General features: G+C 66.5%; 15 protein-coding genes. 5 read left to right on the forward strand and 10 right to left on the reverse strand.

The genetic code is table 11. The features are described 5' to 3' along the window. Nucleotides 1-8 precede the first annotated feature (8 nt). Together MAA8898_RS00780 and MAA8898_RS00785 are read right to left on the reverse strand one after the other, a co-directional pair. Entirely contained in the window at nucleotides 9-962 is a 954-nt protein-coding gene (locus MAA8898_RS00780) for an alpha/beta fold hydrolase (RefSeq protein ID WP_094019061.1), read from the reverse strand. After that, nucleotides 959-1756, reverse strand: coding sequence for a CPBP family intramembrane glutamic endopeptidase (locus tag MAA8898_RS00785; protein WP_245853203.1), 798 nt, complete (start codon nucleotides 1754-1756; stop codon nucleotides 959-961). Before MAA8898_RS00785 ends, MAA8898_RS00780 begins: the two co-directional genes overlap by 4 nt. A gap of 224 nt (nucleotides 1757-1980) precedes the next feature. Between MAA8898_RS00785 and MAA8898_RS00790 the strand changes: the two genes are divergently transcribed. Genes MAA8898_RS00790 through MAA8898_RS00800 form a run of 3 tightly spaced genes read left to right on the forward strand, consistent with a single transcriptional unit; the run spans nucleotide 1981 to nucleotide 4615 of the window. Continuing rightward, the gene (locus tag MAA8898_RS00790) at nucleotides 1981-2691 is read left to right on the forward strand and encodes an NUDIX hydrolase (protein WP_094019063.1); all 711 of its coding nucleotides are present in this window, start codon (nucleotides 1981-1983) and stop codon (nucleotides 2689-2691) included. 2 nt (nucleotides 2692-2693) lie between these two features. Further along, nucleotides 2694-3716 (forward strand): SPFH domain-containing protein, encoded by a 1023-nt coding sequence (locus MAA8898_RS00795; protein ID WP_094019064.1) that lies wholly within the window; start codon nucleotides 2694-2696, stop codon nucleotides 3714-3716. A 5-nt stretch (nucleotides 3717-3721) separates the two neighbouring features. Continuing rightward, nucleotides 3722-4615 carry a diacylglycerol kinase catalytic domain-containing protein gene (locus MAA8898_RS00800; RefSeq protein WP_094019065.1) on the forward strand — a complete coding sequence of 298 codons (894 nt, stop codon included), beginning with the start codon at nucleotides 3722-3724 and terminating at the stop codon, nucleotides 4613-4615. Nucleotides 4616-4674: 59 nt separating this feature from the next. On the opposite strand, the gene gyrB is transcribed toward MAA8898_RS00800, so the two are convergent. The 8 genes from gyrB to mutM all read right to left on the reverse strand — a co-directional run bounded on the left by gyrB (nucleotide 4675) and on the right by mutM (nucleotide 14171). Then, nucleotides 4675-7092 carry a DNA topoisomerase (ATP-hydrolyzing) subunit B gene (gene gyrB, locus MAA8898_RS00805; RefSeq protein ID WP_094019066.1) on the reverse strand — a complete coding sequence of 806 codons (2418 nt, stop codon included), beginning with the start codon at nucleotides 7090-7092 and terminating at the stop codon, nucleotides 4675-4677. A gap of 112 nt (nucleotides 7093-7204) precedes the next feature. Then, nucleotides 7205-7717 carry a GNAT family N-acetyltransferase gene (locus MAA8898_RS00810; RefSeq protein WP_094019067.1) on the reverse strand — a complete coding sequence of 171 codons (513 nt, stop codon included), beginning with the start codon at nucleotides 7715-7717 and terminating at the stop codon, nucleotides 7205-7207. Beyond that, entirely contained in the window at nucleotides 7710-8807 is a 1098-nt protein-coding gene (recF, locus tag MAA8898_RS00815) for a DNA replication/repair protein RecF (protein ID WP_094019068.1), read from the reverse strand. Before recF ends, MAA8898_RS00810 begins: the two co-directional genes overlap by 8 nt. Before the next feature lie 65 nt (nucleotides 8808-8872). Then, nucleotides 8873-9991, reverse strand: coding sequence for a DNA polymerase III subunit beta (dnaN, locus tag MAA8898_RS00820; RefSeq protein ID WP_094019069.1), 1119 nt, complete (start codon nucleotides 9989-9991; stop codon nucleotides 8873-8875). Nucleotides 9992-10145: 154 nt separating this feature from the next. Beyond that, entirely contained in the window at nucleotides 10146-11537 is a 1392-nt protein-coding gene (gene dnaA, locus MAA8898_RS00825; RefSeq protein ID WP_217900472.1) for a chromosomal replication initiator protein DnaA, read from the reverse strand. Between the two features lie 484 nt (nucleotides 11538-12021). Next, the gene (gene rpsT / locus MAA8898_RS00830; protein ID WP_094019071.1) at nucleotides 12022-12285 is read right to left on the reverse strand and encodes a 30S ribosomal protein S20; all 264 of its coding nucleotides are present in this window, start codon (nucleotides 12283-12285) and stop codon (nucleotides 12022-12024) included. Nucleotides 12286-12477: 192 nt separating this feature from the next. Beyond that, entirely contained in the window at nucleotides 12478-13254 is a 777-nt protein-coding gene (locus MAA8898_RS00835) for an enoyl-CoA hydratase (protein WP_094019072.1), read from the reverse strand. A 65-nt stretch (nucleotides 13255-13319) separates the two neighbouring features. After that, complete coding sequence (mutM, locus tag MAA8898_RS00840) at nucleotides 13320-14171, reverse strand: bifunctional DNA-formamidopyrimidine glycosylase/DNA-(apurinic or apyrimidinic site) lyase (RefSeq protein WP_094019073.1); 852 nt, start codon at nucleotides 14169-14171, stop codon at nucleotides 13320-13322. Between the two features lie 76 nt (nucleotides 14172-14247). Here mutM and ubiE point away from each other — a divergent pair, with 76 nt between their 5' ends. Further along, nucleotides 14248-15000, forward strand: coding sequence for a bifunctional demethylmenaquinone methyltransferase/2-methoxy-6-polyprenyl-1,4-benzoquinol methylase UbiE (ubiE, locus tag MAA8898_RS00845; RefSeq protein ID WP_094019074.1), 753 nt, complete (start codon nucleotides 14248-14250; stop codon nucleotides 14998-15000). A 1-nt stretch (nucleotide 15001) separates the two neighbouring features. Beyond that, a complete protein-coding gene (gene ubiB, locus MAA8898_RS00850; RefSeq protein WP_094019075.1) occupies nucleotides 15002-16540 on the forward strand; it encodes a 2-polyprenylphenol 6-hydroxylase in 1539 nt (512 codons plus the stop codon). The last annotated feature ends 53 nt before the right edge of the window (nucleotides 16541-16593 follow it).

Raw genomic sequence — 16593 nt, forward strand, 5'->3', positions numbered from 1 at the left:
CCTATCCATCAGGTGCGCGCCACGAACATCCGGAACTCCCGGGCGACATCTGCGTCGTGACCCAGCCAGATGTGCCCGCCCTCGGGCCAAGTCTTGAGCACCGCACCCGGGATCCTGTCGGCCAGGCGCCGCGCGGTGTCGGCGGTGCCGAACAGATCGTCCTCGCAGGACAGGATCAGCGTCGGCACCGTGATGTCCTGGTAGGCGGTGGGGAACGGCGTGCCGGCCCAGAAACCATCGGTCCGCAGGCCGTTCGCCTTGCGGCTGATCGGCAGGAGCCCGTCCAGGATCAACTGTGCGCGCCTCTGTTCGTCCTTTGACACCTGTGCCAACAGGGCCGGATCGGTGGCCAGCAGGGTGCGCAGCATCTGCCCCGGCGCCATCCGCGCCAGCGACCAGAAGGCAAGGTCAGACCCCAGCACCAGCCCCACGGCCATGCGCTGAAGCGCGGTGAATTCCACCGGATCCCGGCCGGTCAGGTTGGCGGCCGGCACCAGCAGGACCAGATGCGAGCATCTGTCCGGGTGCCGCAGGGCGAATTCGGCGGCGCTCAGCGCCCCTGCAGATCCGCCCACAACGGGCAGCCGGGCGATCCCCAGCTGATCAAGAAGCGCCACCAGCACGTCGGCCTGGTGCCTGGGCGAGGCATCGTCGGGAAAGGCGCTGCGCAGGTAGCCAAAGCGCGACGGCGCGACGATCCGGAACCCGGTTTCGCGGATCTGGTGGGCGAACAGCAGCCCCTGGTCAAAGCCGCCGCCGGTGCCGTGGATCATCATCAGCGGCGGGCCATCCCCGGCCACGGCGTACTCCAGCGGGCCGAATTCCGTCTCGATCAGGCTGCTGTTGCGGGCGAGGCGCGCATCGGCCGCTGCCATCGTGCTGCGGTAGGCACCCGTCGCATAGGCGCCGCCCAGCAGGGCCAGCCCGCCGAGGCCTTTCAGGACGGTGCGGCGCGCCGTCACCTGGCTTGCCCGTGTCGGAGGGGCGCGGGAATGACCTCGGTCACCGCGCCATCGCGGGTGAACATCGTGTCCCGGTTCCACCAGACGACGACCAGCGCGACCCCGACGAGGATCCAGGTATCCCACGGCTGCGCATCGGGCCAGAACGGGTTGATCAGCTGCCAGTGGAACAGCATCGGCCACAGCAGGCTGCCGCCGGTCCGGTTTAGGATCGGCGTCACCAGCACGGCAAGCACCACGTTGCCCACGAAGAAGGGCAGGAAGTTCCAGCTGGCGAACACCGTCCCAGCAAGGGCAAAGGCAGGCAGGTGCCAGATCCCCCAGACCGCGCCGACCAGCAGCCCGGCCCAGACCGGCGCCACGTGGCGTTGCAGCAGCGGTTGCAGCACGCCGCGCCAGCCAAGCTCTTCCACCGGGCCGAGAAACAGCATCATGAACAGGATGGCGATCATCGGCCCCGCCCCTTCGGGGGGCAGCGGCGCCAGGAGGGGGCCGCCCTTGACCAGCGATCCGGCCATGAAGACCAGCGGCAGGACGACGAGGACAAAGACAACCCAACCCACCGGCGCGCGCCAGATCAGCAGGCGCGTCAGGAAGCGTCTCAGGCCCGCCATGCCGGCATGTGTCAGGACAAGGATCAGCGCCGCGATGGCGGGCGCCCATGTCGCGACAAAGAACAGGGGGTGCGACCCGCTGAGTTCGCCGAACCAGCCCGCCGCAAGACCGGGGGCGAGCACGTAGAGCCCGAGAACCCCCCAGCTGATCAGGAAGGTCATGATGAGAAAGGGGACCATGGCACGTGACGGCATGCGACCTCGCTTCGCTTGAACGGGAGCATGGAGAGACGCGCACCGTGTTCCGTTTCCGATGCGCGTTTCAGCCATACGCGATTCCGCGAGGATCGCCGTGATGTGCATCAAGTGCGACTGCTGCGCGGTGGTGATGTTGCTGCTGGGTGTGGGTGGTCTTGACTAATGCTCACGGCAGTAATAACTGTTTCGATCATAAGGAGACCCCGATGTCGAGATTCGCCGATTTCCCAAACCCGACCCTGGCCGTGGACATCGTGGCGCTGAGCGTCGCGGACACGCGGCTGCACTGCCTGCTGCTGCGGCGCGACGACGCCGCGCTGGTCGGCGGCGACTGGGCCTTTCCGGGCGCGGTGGTTCACCACGGCAAACCGGTCGAAGAGGCCGTCGCCCGCGCCGCGCAGATCAAGGCCGGGCTGGGCGCGCTGCACCTGGAACAGCTGGCCACCTATGGCGATCCCGCGCGCGACCCGCGCGGCCATGTCGTGTCGGTCGCCTGGATGGCCATCGCGCCCCATGCCCTGCTGCTGGACAAGGTCACCGCGAACCCGGACCTCTGCCTGGCCCCCGTCATCGTCGACTGGCCGGGCGAAACCGGCGGACCGGCGCAGGCGCTTGGCGCCGATGGTCAGCCGCTGCGGCTTGCCTTCGATCACGCCGCGATCCTGGGTGACGCGGTCAAGCGCCTGCGCGGCAAGATCGATTACAGCCCGATCGGTTTCGGCTTTGTGCCGCCGCGATTCACCCTGCGCGCGGTGCAGGAGGTCCATGAGGCCATCCTGGGCCGTCCGCTGACCAAGCCCGCCTTCCGGCGCAAGCTGCTGGACCGGCATCCGTTGCACCCGACCGGCACGCTTGAGACGGGCGGCGCCTTTCGTCCCGCCGAACTCTACGAACGCGATCCTGCACAGGAGATGTAACCATGGCCCAGATTTCGCTTTACCCGCTCCGCCGCCACTTTCGGGCCGAGGCATCCAGCGCCGTGCGCCTGTACCGGCGCGGCACCCTGGTGCGCGAGGGGCGCGGCCTGGCCTTCTGGTTCGACCCGAACAGCGTCTCGATTGCCGAGGTGCCGCTGGCCACGCGCGAACTGACCTTCCTCGTCAAATCGCAGACCGCCGACTTTCAGGACCTCGCGGTGCAGGGCACCGTCCTGTGGTCCGTGGCCGACGTGGCCAAGCTGGCGGACCGGGTCGATTTCGCCGTCGATCTCAAGACCGGCCTGCACCTGGGCAAACCCGATGACCGCGTCGCGACCGTGCTGAACGGGCTGGTCCGCGAATTCGCCGACAGCTACGTCAAGCCGCTGGGCGTCCGCGCCGCGCTGGAGGCGGGGCTTGCCCCCTTGCAGGCGCGCATCATGGCCGGGCTGGCGGCCGAGCCGACGCTGGAACAGATGGGTCTTGCGGTCGTGGCGGTCCGGGTCGCAGGTCTCAGCCCCAGTTCCGAACTTGCCCGCGCGCTCCAGGCGCCGACCTTCGAAAGCCTGCAACAAAAGGCGGACGAGGCGACCTTTGCCCGCCGGGCGCTGGCCGTCGACAAGGAACGCGCCATCGCCGAGAACGAGCTGGCCAACCGCATCGAACTGGCCAGCCGCCGCGCCGATCTGATCGCCCGCGATGGCGACAACGCCCGGTCCGAGGCCGAAGCCACCGCCGCCGCCCGGCGCATCGAGGCCGAAGGCGATGCCGCGACCAAGAAGATCGCCGCCGAGGCCGAAGCCGCGCGCATCCGCGCGGTCGAGCAGGCCAGCGCCGACATGGAGGCCGCGCGCATGGCAACCATTGCCCAGCTGGACGCGACGCAGCTGTTTGCCCTGGCCGCCCGCGATTTCGCGTCCAAGCTGGAGCGGATCGACTCGCTGACCGTCACCCCGGACATGGTCAGCGGGCTGATGCGTCAGCTTGGCCTGGCACAGGGCGTCAAACAGCTGCCCAAGGGGTGAACGCCATGAGCAGCCTCAAACCCCGCGTGGTCATCGTCACGCGTGAAACCGAACTCGAAGCCCTGCTCGCGCGTCTTGGCACGCGCGGGCAGGCCGAGTTCTACCTGGCCTCGCGCGGTCAGCAAATCGCGCAGATCGAGAGCCGCGCGCAGGCCCAGCGCCGCGCCGTCGATGCGGTCAAGACCGCGGTTCCCGCCGAATGGTCGCTGGCGCAGGTGGCGCGCGGGGATCTGGACCGCTTCCTGTTCTTTCCCAACGACGTCGTCGTGGCGGTCGGGCAGGACGGGCTGGTGGCGAACCTGGCCAAGTACCTCGACGGCCAGCCGGTGATCGGGGTCACACCCGATCCCGAATCCTCCGAAGGTGTGCTGGTCCGCCATGGCGCGGCGACGCTGCCGGGGCTGTTGCCGCGGGTAGCCGCGCGCGACATGGATGGCGAACGACGCACCATGATCGAGGCGCGGGTCAATGCCGGGGGCGCGCTGCTGGGGCTCAATGACCTGTTCATCGGGCATAGGTCGCACCAGAGCGCGCGCTACGACCTGCGCTATGGTGAGGCCGAGGAGTTCCAGTCCTCCAGCGGCGTCGTGGTGGCCACGGGCACCGGGCTATCGGGTTGGGCGCGGTCGATCATGACGGCGACCGGGGCGGACTACGATTTTTCCGCCGTAGACCCGGCCGCCGCCTTCTTTGCGCGCGAACCCTGGCCCAGCCGGACCTCCGGGGATCGCCTGCGCAGCGGGCAGATCGGCCGGGACAAGACCGTGCAGATCCTGTCCCGCATCAACGAGGGCGGCGTGATCTTTGCCGATGGACTGGAGCAGGATTACCTGCCCTTCGACTGGGGCACGCGGGTCGAGATCGGCATTTCCGCGCGGAGCCTGCTACTGGTGGCCTAGCTGCGGGGATGGATTGGCACCCCCGTTGCTGAACCCGGTCTTGATGTACCGGGAAAACCTCAGAAGTCGAGGTTTTCCACCGTCAGCGCGTTCTGCTGGATGAACTCGCGGCGCGGTTCGACCACGTCGCCCATCAGCTTGGTGAACAGGTCGTCCGCCTCGGCCATGTCGTCGATCGTGACCCGCAACAGGGTGCGCGCGTTCGGGTCCAGCGTGGTTTCCCACAGCTGCCCCGGGTTCATCTCGCCCAACCCCTTGTAGCGTTGCAAGGTCAGGCCCTTTTCGCCCTCGTCCAGGATCGCCTTGAGCAGGTCGAGCGGGCCGTGGATCAGCTGCCGGCGGTCCTTGCGTTCCAGCGTGGCAGCGGTGTCGTAGACGTTTTGCAGGCTCTCGGTAAAGGTGCCAGTCTTGCGCGCCTCGCCCGACCGCAGCATCGGCCCGTCCAGCGTGCGCACCTCCTCGACCCCGCGCAGGATGCGCGCCAGGCGGATGCCCTTGTCCTGGGTGATGCGGCCGGTCCAGCCGCGTTCATACTCCAGCGCGATCAGGTCCAGCCGCGCCGCGACGGTGTCGGCGACGCCTTGCAGGTTGGCCTCCACCGCACCGGGCACAAAAGCCCCGGCGATGGCCGCCTGTTCCAGGATGTGGCGCGGGTAATGCGTCGGGAAGGCGTCCAGCACGCGGCGCAGCGACCGCGCCTCTTCGACCACGCGCACCAGGTCCTGCCCGACGATCACCTCGCCATGGCCCAACCGCAGCTGCGCACCCTCGATGCCCTGCTGGATCAGGTAGTCGTCCAGCGCGGTCTGGTCCTTGAGGTAGACCTCGGACTTGCCGCGCGCGACTTTGTACAGGGGCGGCTGCGCGATGTAGAGATAGCCCTTTTCGATCAGCGCCGGCATCTGCCGATAGAAGAACGTCAGCAAGAGCGTGCGGATGTGCGCGCCGTCCACGTCGGCGTCCGTCATGATGATGATCTTGTGATAGCGGATCTTGGAGACGTCGAATTCGTCCCGCCCGATGCCGGTGCCCAGCGCCATCACCAGGTTGCCGATCTCCTGGCTGCCCAGCATCCGGTCAAAGCGCGCGCGCTCGACGTTCAGGATCTTGCCGCGCAGGGGCAGGATCGCCTGGGTGCGCCGATCACGCCCCGTCTGCGCCGACCCACCGGCCGAATCGCCCTCGACCAGGAACAGCTCGGTCAGGGCGGGATCCTTTTCCGAACAGTCCTTCAGCTTGGCCGCGTTGAAGCTGACGTCCATCGCCGTCTTGCGCCGGGTCAGCTCGCGCGCCTTGCGCGCCGCCTCGCGCGCCAGCGCCGCCTCGATGATCTTGCCGACGATGCTCTTGGCCTGCTGCGGGTTCTCCTCGAACCACTCCCAGAGCTTTTCGTTCATCAGCCCCTCGACCGCCGGGCGCACCTCGGAGGACACCAGCTTGTCCTTGGTCTGCGAGCTGAACTTGGGGTCCGGCACCTTGACCGACAGCACCGCAGTCAGGCCTTCGCGCGCGTCGTCGCCGGTAAAGTTGATCTTCTCGCGCTTGGCGATCCCGGATTCCTGCGCGTACTTCTGAATTGTCCGGGTCAGCGCACCGCGGAAACCGGCCAGGTGCGTGCCGCCGTCGCGCTGCGGGATGTTGTTGGTAAAGGGCAGCACGTTCTCGTGGTAGCTGTCGTTCCACCACATCGCCACTTCGACGCCGATGCCGTCCTTTTCGCCTTCCATGTAGATGGGGTCTGGCATGACGGCCTGCTTGTGCCGGTCGAGGTATTTCACGAACTCGCGCACGCCGCCTTCGAAGAACAGCTCGGAGCGCACCGGCTCGGCCGGGCGTTCGTCCTCGAGGATGATGCGCACGCCGGAGTTCAGGAAGGCCAGTTCGCGCAGGCGCTTTTCCAGCGTTTCAAAGTGGTATTCCAGGTTCGAGAAGGTCTTGGTCGAGGCGAGAAAGCGCACCTCGGTGCCGCGCTCGCCGTTGGCCGGGCCGACTTCGCGCAGGTGTTCGACCGTCTCGCCATGTTCGAAGCGGGCGTAATGCTCCTTGCCGTTGCGCCAGATCCGCAGATCCAGCCAGACCGACAGCGCATTGACGACGGACACGCCGACGCCGTGCAGGCCGCCCGAGACCTTGTAGGAGTTCTGGTCGAACTTCCCGCCCGCGTGCAGCTGGGTCATGATGACCTCGGCCGCCGAGACGCCTTCGCCGGCGTGAATGTCGACCGGGATTCCGCGCCCGTTGTCGCGCACCGACACGCTGCTGTCGGCGTGAATCTTCACGTGCACGTAGTCGGCATGCTTGGCCAAAGCCTCGTCGATGCCGTTGTCGACCACCTCGTAGACCATGTGATGCAGGCCCGAGCCGTCGTCGGTGTCACCGATGTACATGCCGGGGCGCTTGCGCACGGCCTCCAAGCCTTTGAGAACCTTGATGGAATCGGCGCCATACTCTTCGGGCACCGCGGGCTGGTCGGTCATTGACTGATCCTTGGTCGTTTCGGCCCGATTTATAGAGACTCGGGGCGGGAATGTCACGCAAGAGACACAATATTTGGGGGTTTGCGCAGCGGCGCACCGCAAGGCCGCGGGTTCAGAACAGCGAACCCAGGAAATCCACCTCTGCACCCTCGGGCCAGGGCCTGTCCGCGCGCGCGCGGACCTTGAGGAATTGGCTGTTCCTGCGCACGACCGCCTGCGTCCGCGCGCCGGTCATGTCGACGTGCAGGTAGGGATTGGCGACCGGCTTGAACCCCGCCCGATCGTACAGCGTGCGCGCGCCGAACAGCACGGCAAAGGGCGCGCTTCCCGTCTCCAGCGCGCGTTGCACCAGCGCCGTGCCGATGCCCCAGCCCCGCGCCTGCGGATCGGTGGCGATGTCGCCCAGCCCCAGGATGTCCGTTAATTCACCATCCAGGCGCACCGCACGGCAGAACAGCGCCACATGGCCGAGGATGCCGCCCTCACGCCAGACCAGGCGCAGCGTGGGCCGCTGCTGGTAGAAACTGCGCCCGCCAAAGTTGGTGGGAAAACACTGACGCAACAGCGCGGCGATCTGCGTCTCGTCCGCCTCGGTCAGCACATGTTCGGGAATCGCCTCAATCATGCCGCACGACGCGGGAATCCCCGCCCTCCTCGGTGACCTCGAAATGCTGCGCCCGCGCGCCCAGTTCGGCGAACAGCTCCGGTCCGGTGCCGGTCATCCAGGCCTGCGCGCCCAGGATGCAGATCTCGTCATAGAGCGCCGCGCGGCGACCCGCATCCAGGTGTGCCGCCACCTCGTCCAGCAGCAGGATCGGCGCCGCGCCGAAGTCCTGTGCCAGCGCCCGCGCGTTCGACAGGATGAGCGAGATCAGCAGCGCCTTCTGCTCCCCGGTCGAACAGTCCGATGCCGGCACGCCCTTGGCCGCGAAGACGCCGTAAAGGTCGGTCCGGTGTGGCCCCACCAGCGCGCGGCCCGCCGCCATGTCGCGAAACCGGCTTTCGGCCAGCGCCGCGCGCAGGTCGGCCTCGCTCTCCGGCAAGGATCCCTCGGACTGCACGAGATCCAGTTCGGCCACCGGAAAGGCCGTCTCCGCCGCCGCCTGCGCCGCCTGCAAGCGCGCGACCGCCTCCTGCCGGTTCGCCGTCAGCAGGGCGCCGGATTTGGCCATCTGCCCCTCCAGCGCGTGATACCAATGGGCGTCGCGGACACTGTCCTTCAGCAGGCGGTTGCGTTCGCGCATGGCCTTTTCATAGTCCAGCGCCGCCTGCGCATGATCGGGAAAGAACGACAGGGTCATCCGATCGAGAAACCGCCGCCGCCCCTCGGCCCCCTCGATCCACAGCCGGTCCATCGCCGGCACCAGCCAGACGCAGCGGGCAATGCGGCCCAGGGCAATCTGGCTGGCGGGCTTGTCGTCGATGGTGACGCTGCGCGCCGCCCCCTCCTCGGAGGCAAAGGCGATCTCGTGCGCGCCCTCCGGGCCGTCCAGATGGCCGGTAATCTTCCAGCCCAGCGCCTCGCGTCGCCGCGCCATCTCGGCCGCCGAGGCCCGCCGCAGCCCCCGCCCCGGCGAAAACAATGACACCGCCTCGATCAGGTTGGTCTTGCCGGCGCCGTTGGGGCCGAAAATGGCCACCGGGCGCGCATCGACGTCCAGCCGCGCCCGAAGGTGCGACCGGAAATGCGAAAGCGCGAGCTGCGTCAGATGCACGACTCAGGCCTTCTTTTCTGCAAAAATACCCCCCGCCGGAGGCACGATTTTTCCTGGAAAAATCGTCACACCCGCATCGGCATCACGACGTAGACGGCGCTCAGGTCATTGCCCTCGCGCATCAGGGTCGGGTCGCCGGACGAGTTGAACAGGAACACCGCGTTCTCGCGGTCGACCTGGCTGGCGATCTCCAGCAGGTACTTTGCGTTGAAACCGATCTCCAGCCGTTCATCGGCATAGGCCACGGCCAGCTCTTCCTCGGCGGCGCCGCTGTCGGGCGCGTTGACCGACAGGATCAGCCGATCATCGTCCATCTGCAGCTTGACCGCGCGCGAGCGTTCCGAGGACACCGTGGCCACCCGGTCCACGGCCTTGGCAAACTCGGAGGCATCCACCTCCATCTGCCGGGTGTTCCCATGCGGGATCACGCGGGTGTAGTCCGGGAAGGTGCCGTCGATCACCTTGGAGGTCAGCGTGATGTCGGGCGTGGCAAAACGGACCTTGGTCTCGGACACCGACACGGCGATGTCCATGTCGTCCTGGTCCAAGAGCTTGCGCATCTCGCCCACGGTCTTGCGCGGGACGATCACGCCGGGCATTGTCTCGGCCCCGGGCGGCAGTGGCGCGTCGATCCGGGCCAGGCGGTGTCCGTCGGTGGCGACGCAGCGCAGCACCTTGCCGTCCTCGGCATCGGCGGTGTGCATGTAGACGCCGTTCAGGTAATAGCGGGTTTCCTCGGTCGAGATGGCGAACTTCGATTTGTCGAAGAGGCGGCGCAGGACTTCGGCCTTGGCGGTGAAATTGCACTCGTACTCGGACGAGGCCATGACCGGGAAATCTTCCTTGGGCAGCGTGGCGAGCGAGAAGTGCGACCGCCCGGCCGAGACCGACACGCGTCCGCTGCCGGGATCGGCGGCCAGTTCCACCAGCGCGCCATCGGGCAGCTTGCGGACGATCTCGTGCAGGGTCACGGCCGAGACGGTGGTGCCGCCGGCCTTTTCGACCTGGGCCACCGCGCGGTCCAGCACCTCGATGTCGAGGTCGGTCGCGCGAAAGGTCACGGTCTCGCCCTCGGCCTCGATCAGCACGTTGGCCAGGATCGGAATGGTGTTGCGCCGCTCCACCACCGATTGCGCCTGTGCGACCGCGCGCAACAGCGCGGCCCTCTCCATGCTGAATTTCATCGCCCTACCCTCTCCGCACTGCCGGGACGCGCAGACTAGCCCGCGCTGGTCTGTACTCCAAGCCGGTTTTTACCGATTTGTTCCGTGCTTTTTCCTAGGCGTCAAGGCGTTGCGGCGCGCCGTTCCCGACGCGCCGCATTTTTTCCACAGGCGCTCAGGCCTCCAGGGCGCGGCGCAGCATCTCGACATCCTCGTCGATCTGCCCATCCTGCTGGCGCAGTTCCTCGATGCGCTTGACGCCGTGCATCACGGTGGTGTGGTCGCGCCCGCCAAAACGGCGGCCGATCTCGGGCAGCGACCGCGAGGTCAGCTGCTTGCACAGGTACATCGCCACCTGTCGCGGCCGGGCAAAGTTGCGCACCCGCTTGGGCCCGATCATGTCCGACAGGCGGATGTTGTAGTGCTCGGCCACCTTGCGCTGGATCTCGTCGATCGAGATCTTGCGCTCGGACGCGCGCAGCACGTCGGCCAGGCTGTCCTGCACCAGGTCCATGTTGATCGGCTTGCCCACCAGCGAGGCAAAGGCGAACAGCCGGGTCAGCGCCCCTTCGAGCACGCGGACGTTGGTGCTGATCCGGTGGGCGAGGAATTCCAGCACGCCGTCCTCGATCACCAGATCCTTGTACTGCGCGCGGTAGCTCTCGACCTTGGTCTGAAGGATGCCCAGGCGCAGCTCGTAGTCGGTTGGATGCAGGTCCACCACGAGGCCGGATTGCAGCCGCGAACGGATGCGGTTTTCCAGGTCCTTGATCTCGTCCGGGGCACGGTCGGCCGAAATGATGATCTGCTTGTTCTGGTCCACCAGCGCGTTGAAGGTGTGAAAGAACTCTTCCTGCGTGCTGTCCTTGCCGGCGATGAACTGCACGTCGTCGACCATCAGCACGTCGACCGAGCGGAACATCTCCTTGAAATCCATCATCTTGCGTTCGCGCAGCGCCTGCACGAAGCGGTACATGAACTGTTCGGCCGACAGGTACAGCACGGCAAGGTGCGGATTGCGCTGGGTCAGTTCCCAGGCGATCGCGTGCATCAGGTGCGTCTTGCCCAGACCCACGCCGCCGTAGAGGAACAGCGGGTTGAACGACACCGGGCCGCCTTCGGCCACGCGCTTGGCGGCGGCATGGGCCAGTTCGTTCGGTTTGCCGACGACGAAGGTGTCGAAGGTAAAGCGCGCATCCAGCGGCGCGCCCGGCAGGTTGTCCCGCGGCGCGGCAGGCTGGGCCATGGGGCGATGGGTTTCCGGCGGCGGCACCGGTGCGGCGGCGGTCGCCGGGAGGGCATCGGCATCGGTCTCGGGCGCGGAGCTGGCCACACGGACATCCAGGCGGCGCACGTTGGCGGCGGTCTTGGTCAGGTGATTCAGCAGCAGGTCGCCGTAATTCTGCGTCACGTAGTTGCGAAAGAAGTTGGTCGGCGCGTGCAGAATGACCACGCCTCCGTCGCGGGTTCCCGCAAAGCGGAGAGGTTCGATCCAGATCTTGTAGTTATTCTGCCCGACGGCCTTGCAAATCTGGTCTTGCAACGCCCCCCACTGTTCTTTGGTCATCTGCCGTTCTGTCCTCGTTCTCATTCCCCGTGCCGAGATGACTCTCGGCGGCGGCCACAGGTTCAGGCAAAGACAGCAGCATCGTCCCTTGCGCAGCAGCAAGAGCGAGGGAGTGACCCCTACCGGTAAGTCGCCCAGCGCCCCGGTGTCCCGTCCGGCGCGCCGTTCTGGCGACCTGCATAATGTCTCAATGGACAGGGCCGGGGTTGATCCCCGAAGAACTCGTAATCCGCGCTTGCGCGCATGTACAAGTGATTGTCGGCGTCGTCATGAACGACACCAGCCAACCGGCAGCCTTGTCCCCCCTGCGATGTGACTCGCTTGGTGAAATTACCAACCTTCTTGAAGAGGCGGCAACCGAAACTACTGCTTGACTCGGAGAGAATCGAAAAAGAATCCCGTGTGTGCTCAAATAGTTATAGGCGCAAAAAAGGCGCCACATAATGTAGCGCCTTTTGGCAATCACACTAGATGTAGAGAGGGGTCAGGCCAGCGATTTGACCCGCGATGCCAGGCGCGAGATCTTCCGCGACGCGGTATTCTTGTGGAAAACGCCCTTGGTAACACCGCGCATCAGCTCGGGCTGGGCGGCTTTCAGGGCGGCGGTTGCGGCGTCCTGGTCGCCCGAGGCGATGGCCTCTTCGACCTTGCGCAGGTAGGTGCGGATGCGCGAGCGGCGTGCCTTGTTGACAGCAAAGCGCTTTTCGCTCTGACGGGCGCGTTTTTTCGACTGCGGCGTATTGGCCATGTGATCCGGTCCTTCTTGTGTCGTCTGCCGACGGTGTTCGTGTTCAATCGACGCGCAACGCCCTGGCATCCCGACTCAGCTGTCCGGACCATCTCTTGCCAAGCGGGCATCACGCGCATGTATGACGGGCGCCTCTACCAGAGGTCCCGTCCCCCGGCAAGGCGTTTCTGCCCGCACCGAGGGTCTGGCGGTTCAGCGGTCGCGGAACTGTGCGGTCCGCTTGTCCATGAAGGCCGCCATGCCTTCCTTCTGGTCCTCGGTCGAGAACAGCGCGTGGAACAGGCGGCGCTCATACAGCAAGCCTTCGGACAGGGTCGTCTCGTAGGCGCGGTTGACCGCCTCCTTGACCGCCATGGCCGAGATCATCGACTTTTCCGCGACCTTTTCGGCGGCGTTGCGCGCCTCTTCCATCAGCTGCTTGGCCGGCACGACACGACTCACCAGACCGGCGCGTTCCGCCTCTTCGGCGTCCATGAAGCGGCCGGTCAGGTTCATGTCCATCGCCTTGGACTTGCCGATGAAGCGGGTCAGGCGCTGCGTGCCGCCCAGGCCGGGCATGACGCCCAGGTTGATCTCGGGCTGGCCGAACTTGGCGGTGTCGGCGGCGATGATGAAATCGCACATCATCGCCAGTTCGCAGCCGCCGCCCAGCGCATAGCCGGACACCGCCGCGATGATCGGCTTGCGGGTCGCGGTGATGGCGTTGCCCTCGCGGCCGAAGAAGTCCGACAGGAACATCTCGACATAGCTCTTTTCCGACATCTCCTTGATGTCGGCACCGGCGGCAAAGGCCTTGGGCGAGCCGGTGATGATGATGCAGCGGACCTTGTCGTTCCTGTCCGCATCGGCCAGCGCGTCCGCGAGTTCCCCCAGCAGGTGGGAATTCAGCGCGTTCAGGGCGTCGGGGCGGTTCAGTTTGATCGTGGCGACGTGGTCTTCTATTTCGACGATGATCGTCTCATAGGCCATGGGCTTTGGGCTCCGTCCGGTTCCGTCAGGGGCCAAGCCTTAGCATTTCATGCCGGTGGTTCAAGCTATCTTTGACAGCTGGCGCAATAGAACGAGGATCGCCCCCCCTGGACGATGCGGCGGACCGTGTCGGTACACCCTTCGGTCCGGCAGGAGTCGCCTTCGCGCCCGTAGACGTCAAAGCTGTGCTGGAAGTAACCCAGTTCGCCGTCCGCCTGCCGGAAATCCCGCAGGCTGGAGCCGCCGGCGGCGATCGCCTCCCCCAGGACGACGCGGACGATCGGCACCAGCGACGCCAGCCGGTGATCCGAGATACGTCTCGCGCGGCGCGCGGGATGGATGCGCGCGCGGTAGAGCGTTTCACACACATAGATATTGCCCAGACCGGCGACGATCTTCTGATCCAGCAAGGCCGCCTTGATCGGCGTGTTGCGCCCGCGCAGGGCGGCGACCAGGTAGGCCTCGTGAAACGTGTTTCCCAGCGGCTCGGGCCCCAGCGCGGCCAGCAGCGGATGCTGTTCGGCCGTCGCGGTGGGCATCAGGTCCATCGCGCCAAAGCGGCGCGGATCGTTGAAGGTGATGCGCGCGCCGCCCGCCATGTCCAGCACGACATGGTCGTGTTTTTCCGGCGCGGGGTGCTCATGCACGAATCGACCCAGCTGGTCGCCGGACACCAGCATCCGCCCGGACATGCCAAGATGGATCAGCAGCGATTCCCCCGTCGACAGGTCCGCGAGGATGTATTTCGACCGCCGCCGCAGCCGTTCGACCCGCGCGCCGGTCAGCCTTTCGGCCATGCGGTCGGGGAAAGGCCAGCGCAGATCGGGGCGATTGACCTGCGCTGTTGCGATCACCTGGCCCTCCATCACGGGGGCCAGCCCGCGACGGACTGTCTCGACTTCGGGCAATTCGGGCATCACGCGGGGTCCTTCACATTGTAACGCCCGGGGGGCGCTCTATAAGAAAGCGAGACAGGACAGGACGGCAAGACCCATGAGCGAAGACACCGGGAAAACAACGCATTTCGGTTTCACCGATGTCCCCGAGAACGAAAAGGCCGGACGGGTGCAGGGCGTGTTCCGCTCCGTGGCCTCCAAGTACGACATCATGAACGATGTCATGTCCTTTGGCATCCACCGTCTGTGGAAGGATGCGATGATGGACTGGCTGGCTCCGCGGCCCGGCCAGCGCCTGCTGGACGTGGCGGGCGGCACCGGCGACATTTCCTTTCGCTTCCTCAAACGGGCGGGCAGCGGGCACGCCACGGTGCTGGACCTGACCGAACCCATGCTGGTCGAAGGCCGCAAGCGCGCCGAGGCCGAGGCATTGGGTTCCTCGCTCGACTGGGTGGTGGGCGACGCGATGGCGCTGCCCTTTGCCGACAACAGCTTTGACGTCTACACCATTTCCTTTGGCATCCGGAACGTGACTCGCCCGCAGCAGGCGCTGAACGAGGCCTACCGCGTGCTGCGCCCCGGCGGGCGGCTGATGGTGCTGGAGTTCTCCCAGATCCCCAACGACCTGATGCAGTGGGCCTACGACCTCTATTCCTTCAACATCATCCCGCGCATGGGGCAGGTGATCGCGCAGGACCGCGACAGCTATCAGTACCTTGTCGAATCGATCCGCAAGTTTCCCGACCAGGAGACCTTCCTCGGCATGGTGCAGACCGCCGGTTTCGGCAACGCCAAGTACCGCAACCTCAGCATGGGCGTCGCCTGCCTGCACTCCGGCTGGAAGCTCTGAGGTGCGGGGTCCGCACAATATCTGGCGCCTGATCCGCACCGGCGCCACCCTGGAGCGCACCGGCGCCATGCGCGCCGTCCTGGATGCGCTGGAGGCGCCCGCCCCCCTGCGCGTGGCGGCGCGGGTGTTGGGCTGGCCGTTCCGCTGGCTGGGGGACGAAGGCGACCCCGCCATGCCCCCCGTGGTCCGTGCGCTGACCGCGCTGGGCCCGGCCTACATCAAGTTCGGCCAGATCCTGTCCACCCGCCCCGACGTGGTGGGCGACGCCATGGCGACCGAACTGCGCGTCCTGCAGGACAAGCTGCCGCCGTTTTCCGTCTCCGGAGCCAAGCGCCAGATCGAGGACGAGCTGGGCCTGTCGATCGACGCCGTCTTTGACGATTTCAGCGAGCCTGTCGCCGCCGCCTCGATCGCGCAGGTGCACAAGGCGCGGCTGAAGGACACCGGCGAAACGGTGGCCGTCAAGGTGCTGCGCCCGGGGATCGAACGCGCCTTTCGCAAGGACATCGACGCCTTCTACTTTGCCGCCTCGGTGATCGAGCTGCTGTCGCCCTCGTCGCGCCGGCTGCGCCCGCAGGAGGTGATCGCGCATTTCGAAGGCGTGGTGATGGGTGAACTGGACCTGCGGCTGGAAATGGCGGCGGCCAGCGAGTTCGCCGCCAACACGGCCGGGGACACCGGCTTTGCCCTGCCGCAGGTGAAATGGCCCTACTCCGGGCGCCGCGTCATGACGATGACCTGGGCCGAAGGCGTGCCGCTGGGCGACAACGCAGCACTGGACGCGGCGGGCCACAACCGCGTGGCGCTGTCCGAGCGCGTGCTGCAACTGTTCCTGAACCACGCCCTGCGCGACGGTTTCTTCCACGCCGACATGCACCAGGGCAACCTCAAGGTCGCGCCAAACGGCGACATCATCGCCTATGACTTCGGCATCATGGGGCACATCGACGAATACACGCGTCGCGTTTATGCCGAGATCCTGTTCGGTTTCATCCGGCGCGACTACAAGCGGGTGGCCGAGGTGCATTTCGAAGCCGGCTATGTGCCCGCCGACCGCGACGTCGATGAATTCGCCCGCGCGCTGCGCGCCGTGGGCGAGCCGATCTTCGGCATGGACGCCACGCGGATCTCGATGGGCAAGCTGCTGGCCTACCTCTTCGAGGTGACCGAACGCTTTGGCATGGAAACCCGGACCGAGCTGATCCTGCTGCAACGCACCATGGTGGTGGTCGAGGGTGTCGCGCGCTCGCTCGATCCGCGCATGAACATCTGGAAGGTGGCTGAGCCCGTGGTCGAGGCCTACATCAAGGACTCGATCGGCCCTCGGGCGGCGGCCTCGGACCTGTGGAAAACCCTTCAGGTATTGGCGCGGTTCGGACCCAGGCTGCCCGGTCTCGTCGAAGCCGCGCTGATCCGCCAAGGTCAACCGTTGGTTCAGCACCCGCCCTCGAAGTGGCCCGCCCGACTGCTGTGGAGCGGGCTTGGTGCGGTGGCAGGCGCCTGCGCGCTCGTGGGATGGCAGGTGCTCGCGCAACTATGAGCGCAATAAAAAACGGCGACCCCGGGGCCGCCGTTTCTTACAGAAATCTGTCT

The sequence above is a fragment of the Antarctobacter aquimaris genome, assembly GCF_900184945.1.
GTDB classification, from domain to species: domain Bacteria; phylum Pseudomonadota; class Alphaproteobacteria; order Rhodobacterales; family Rhodobacteraceae; genus Maliponia; species Maliponia aquimaris.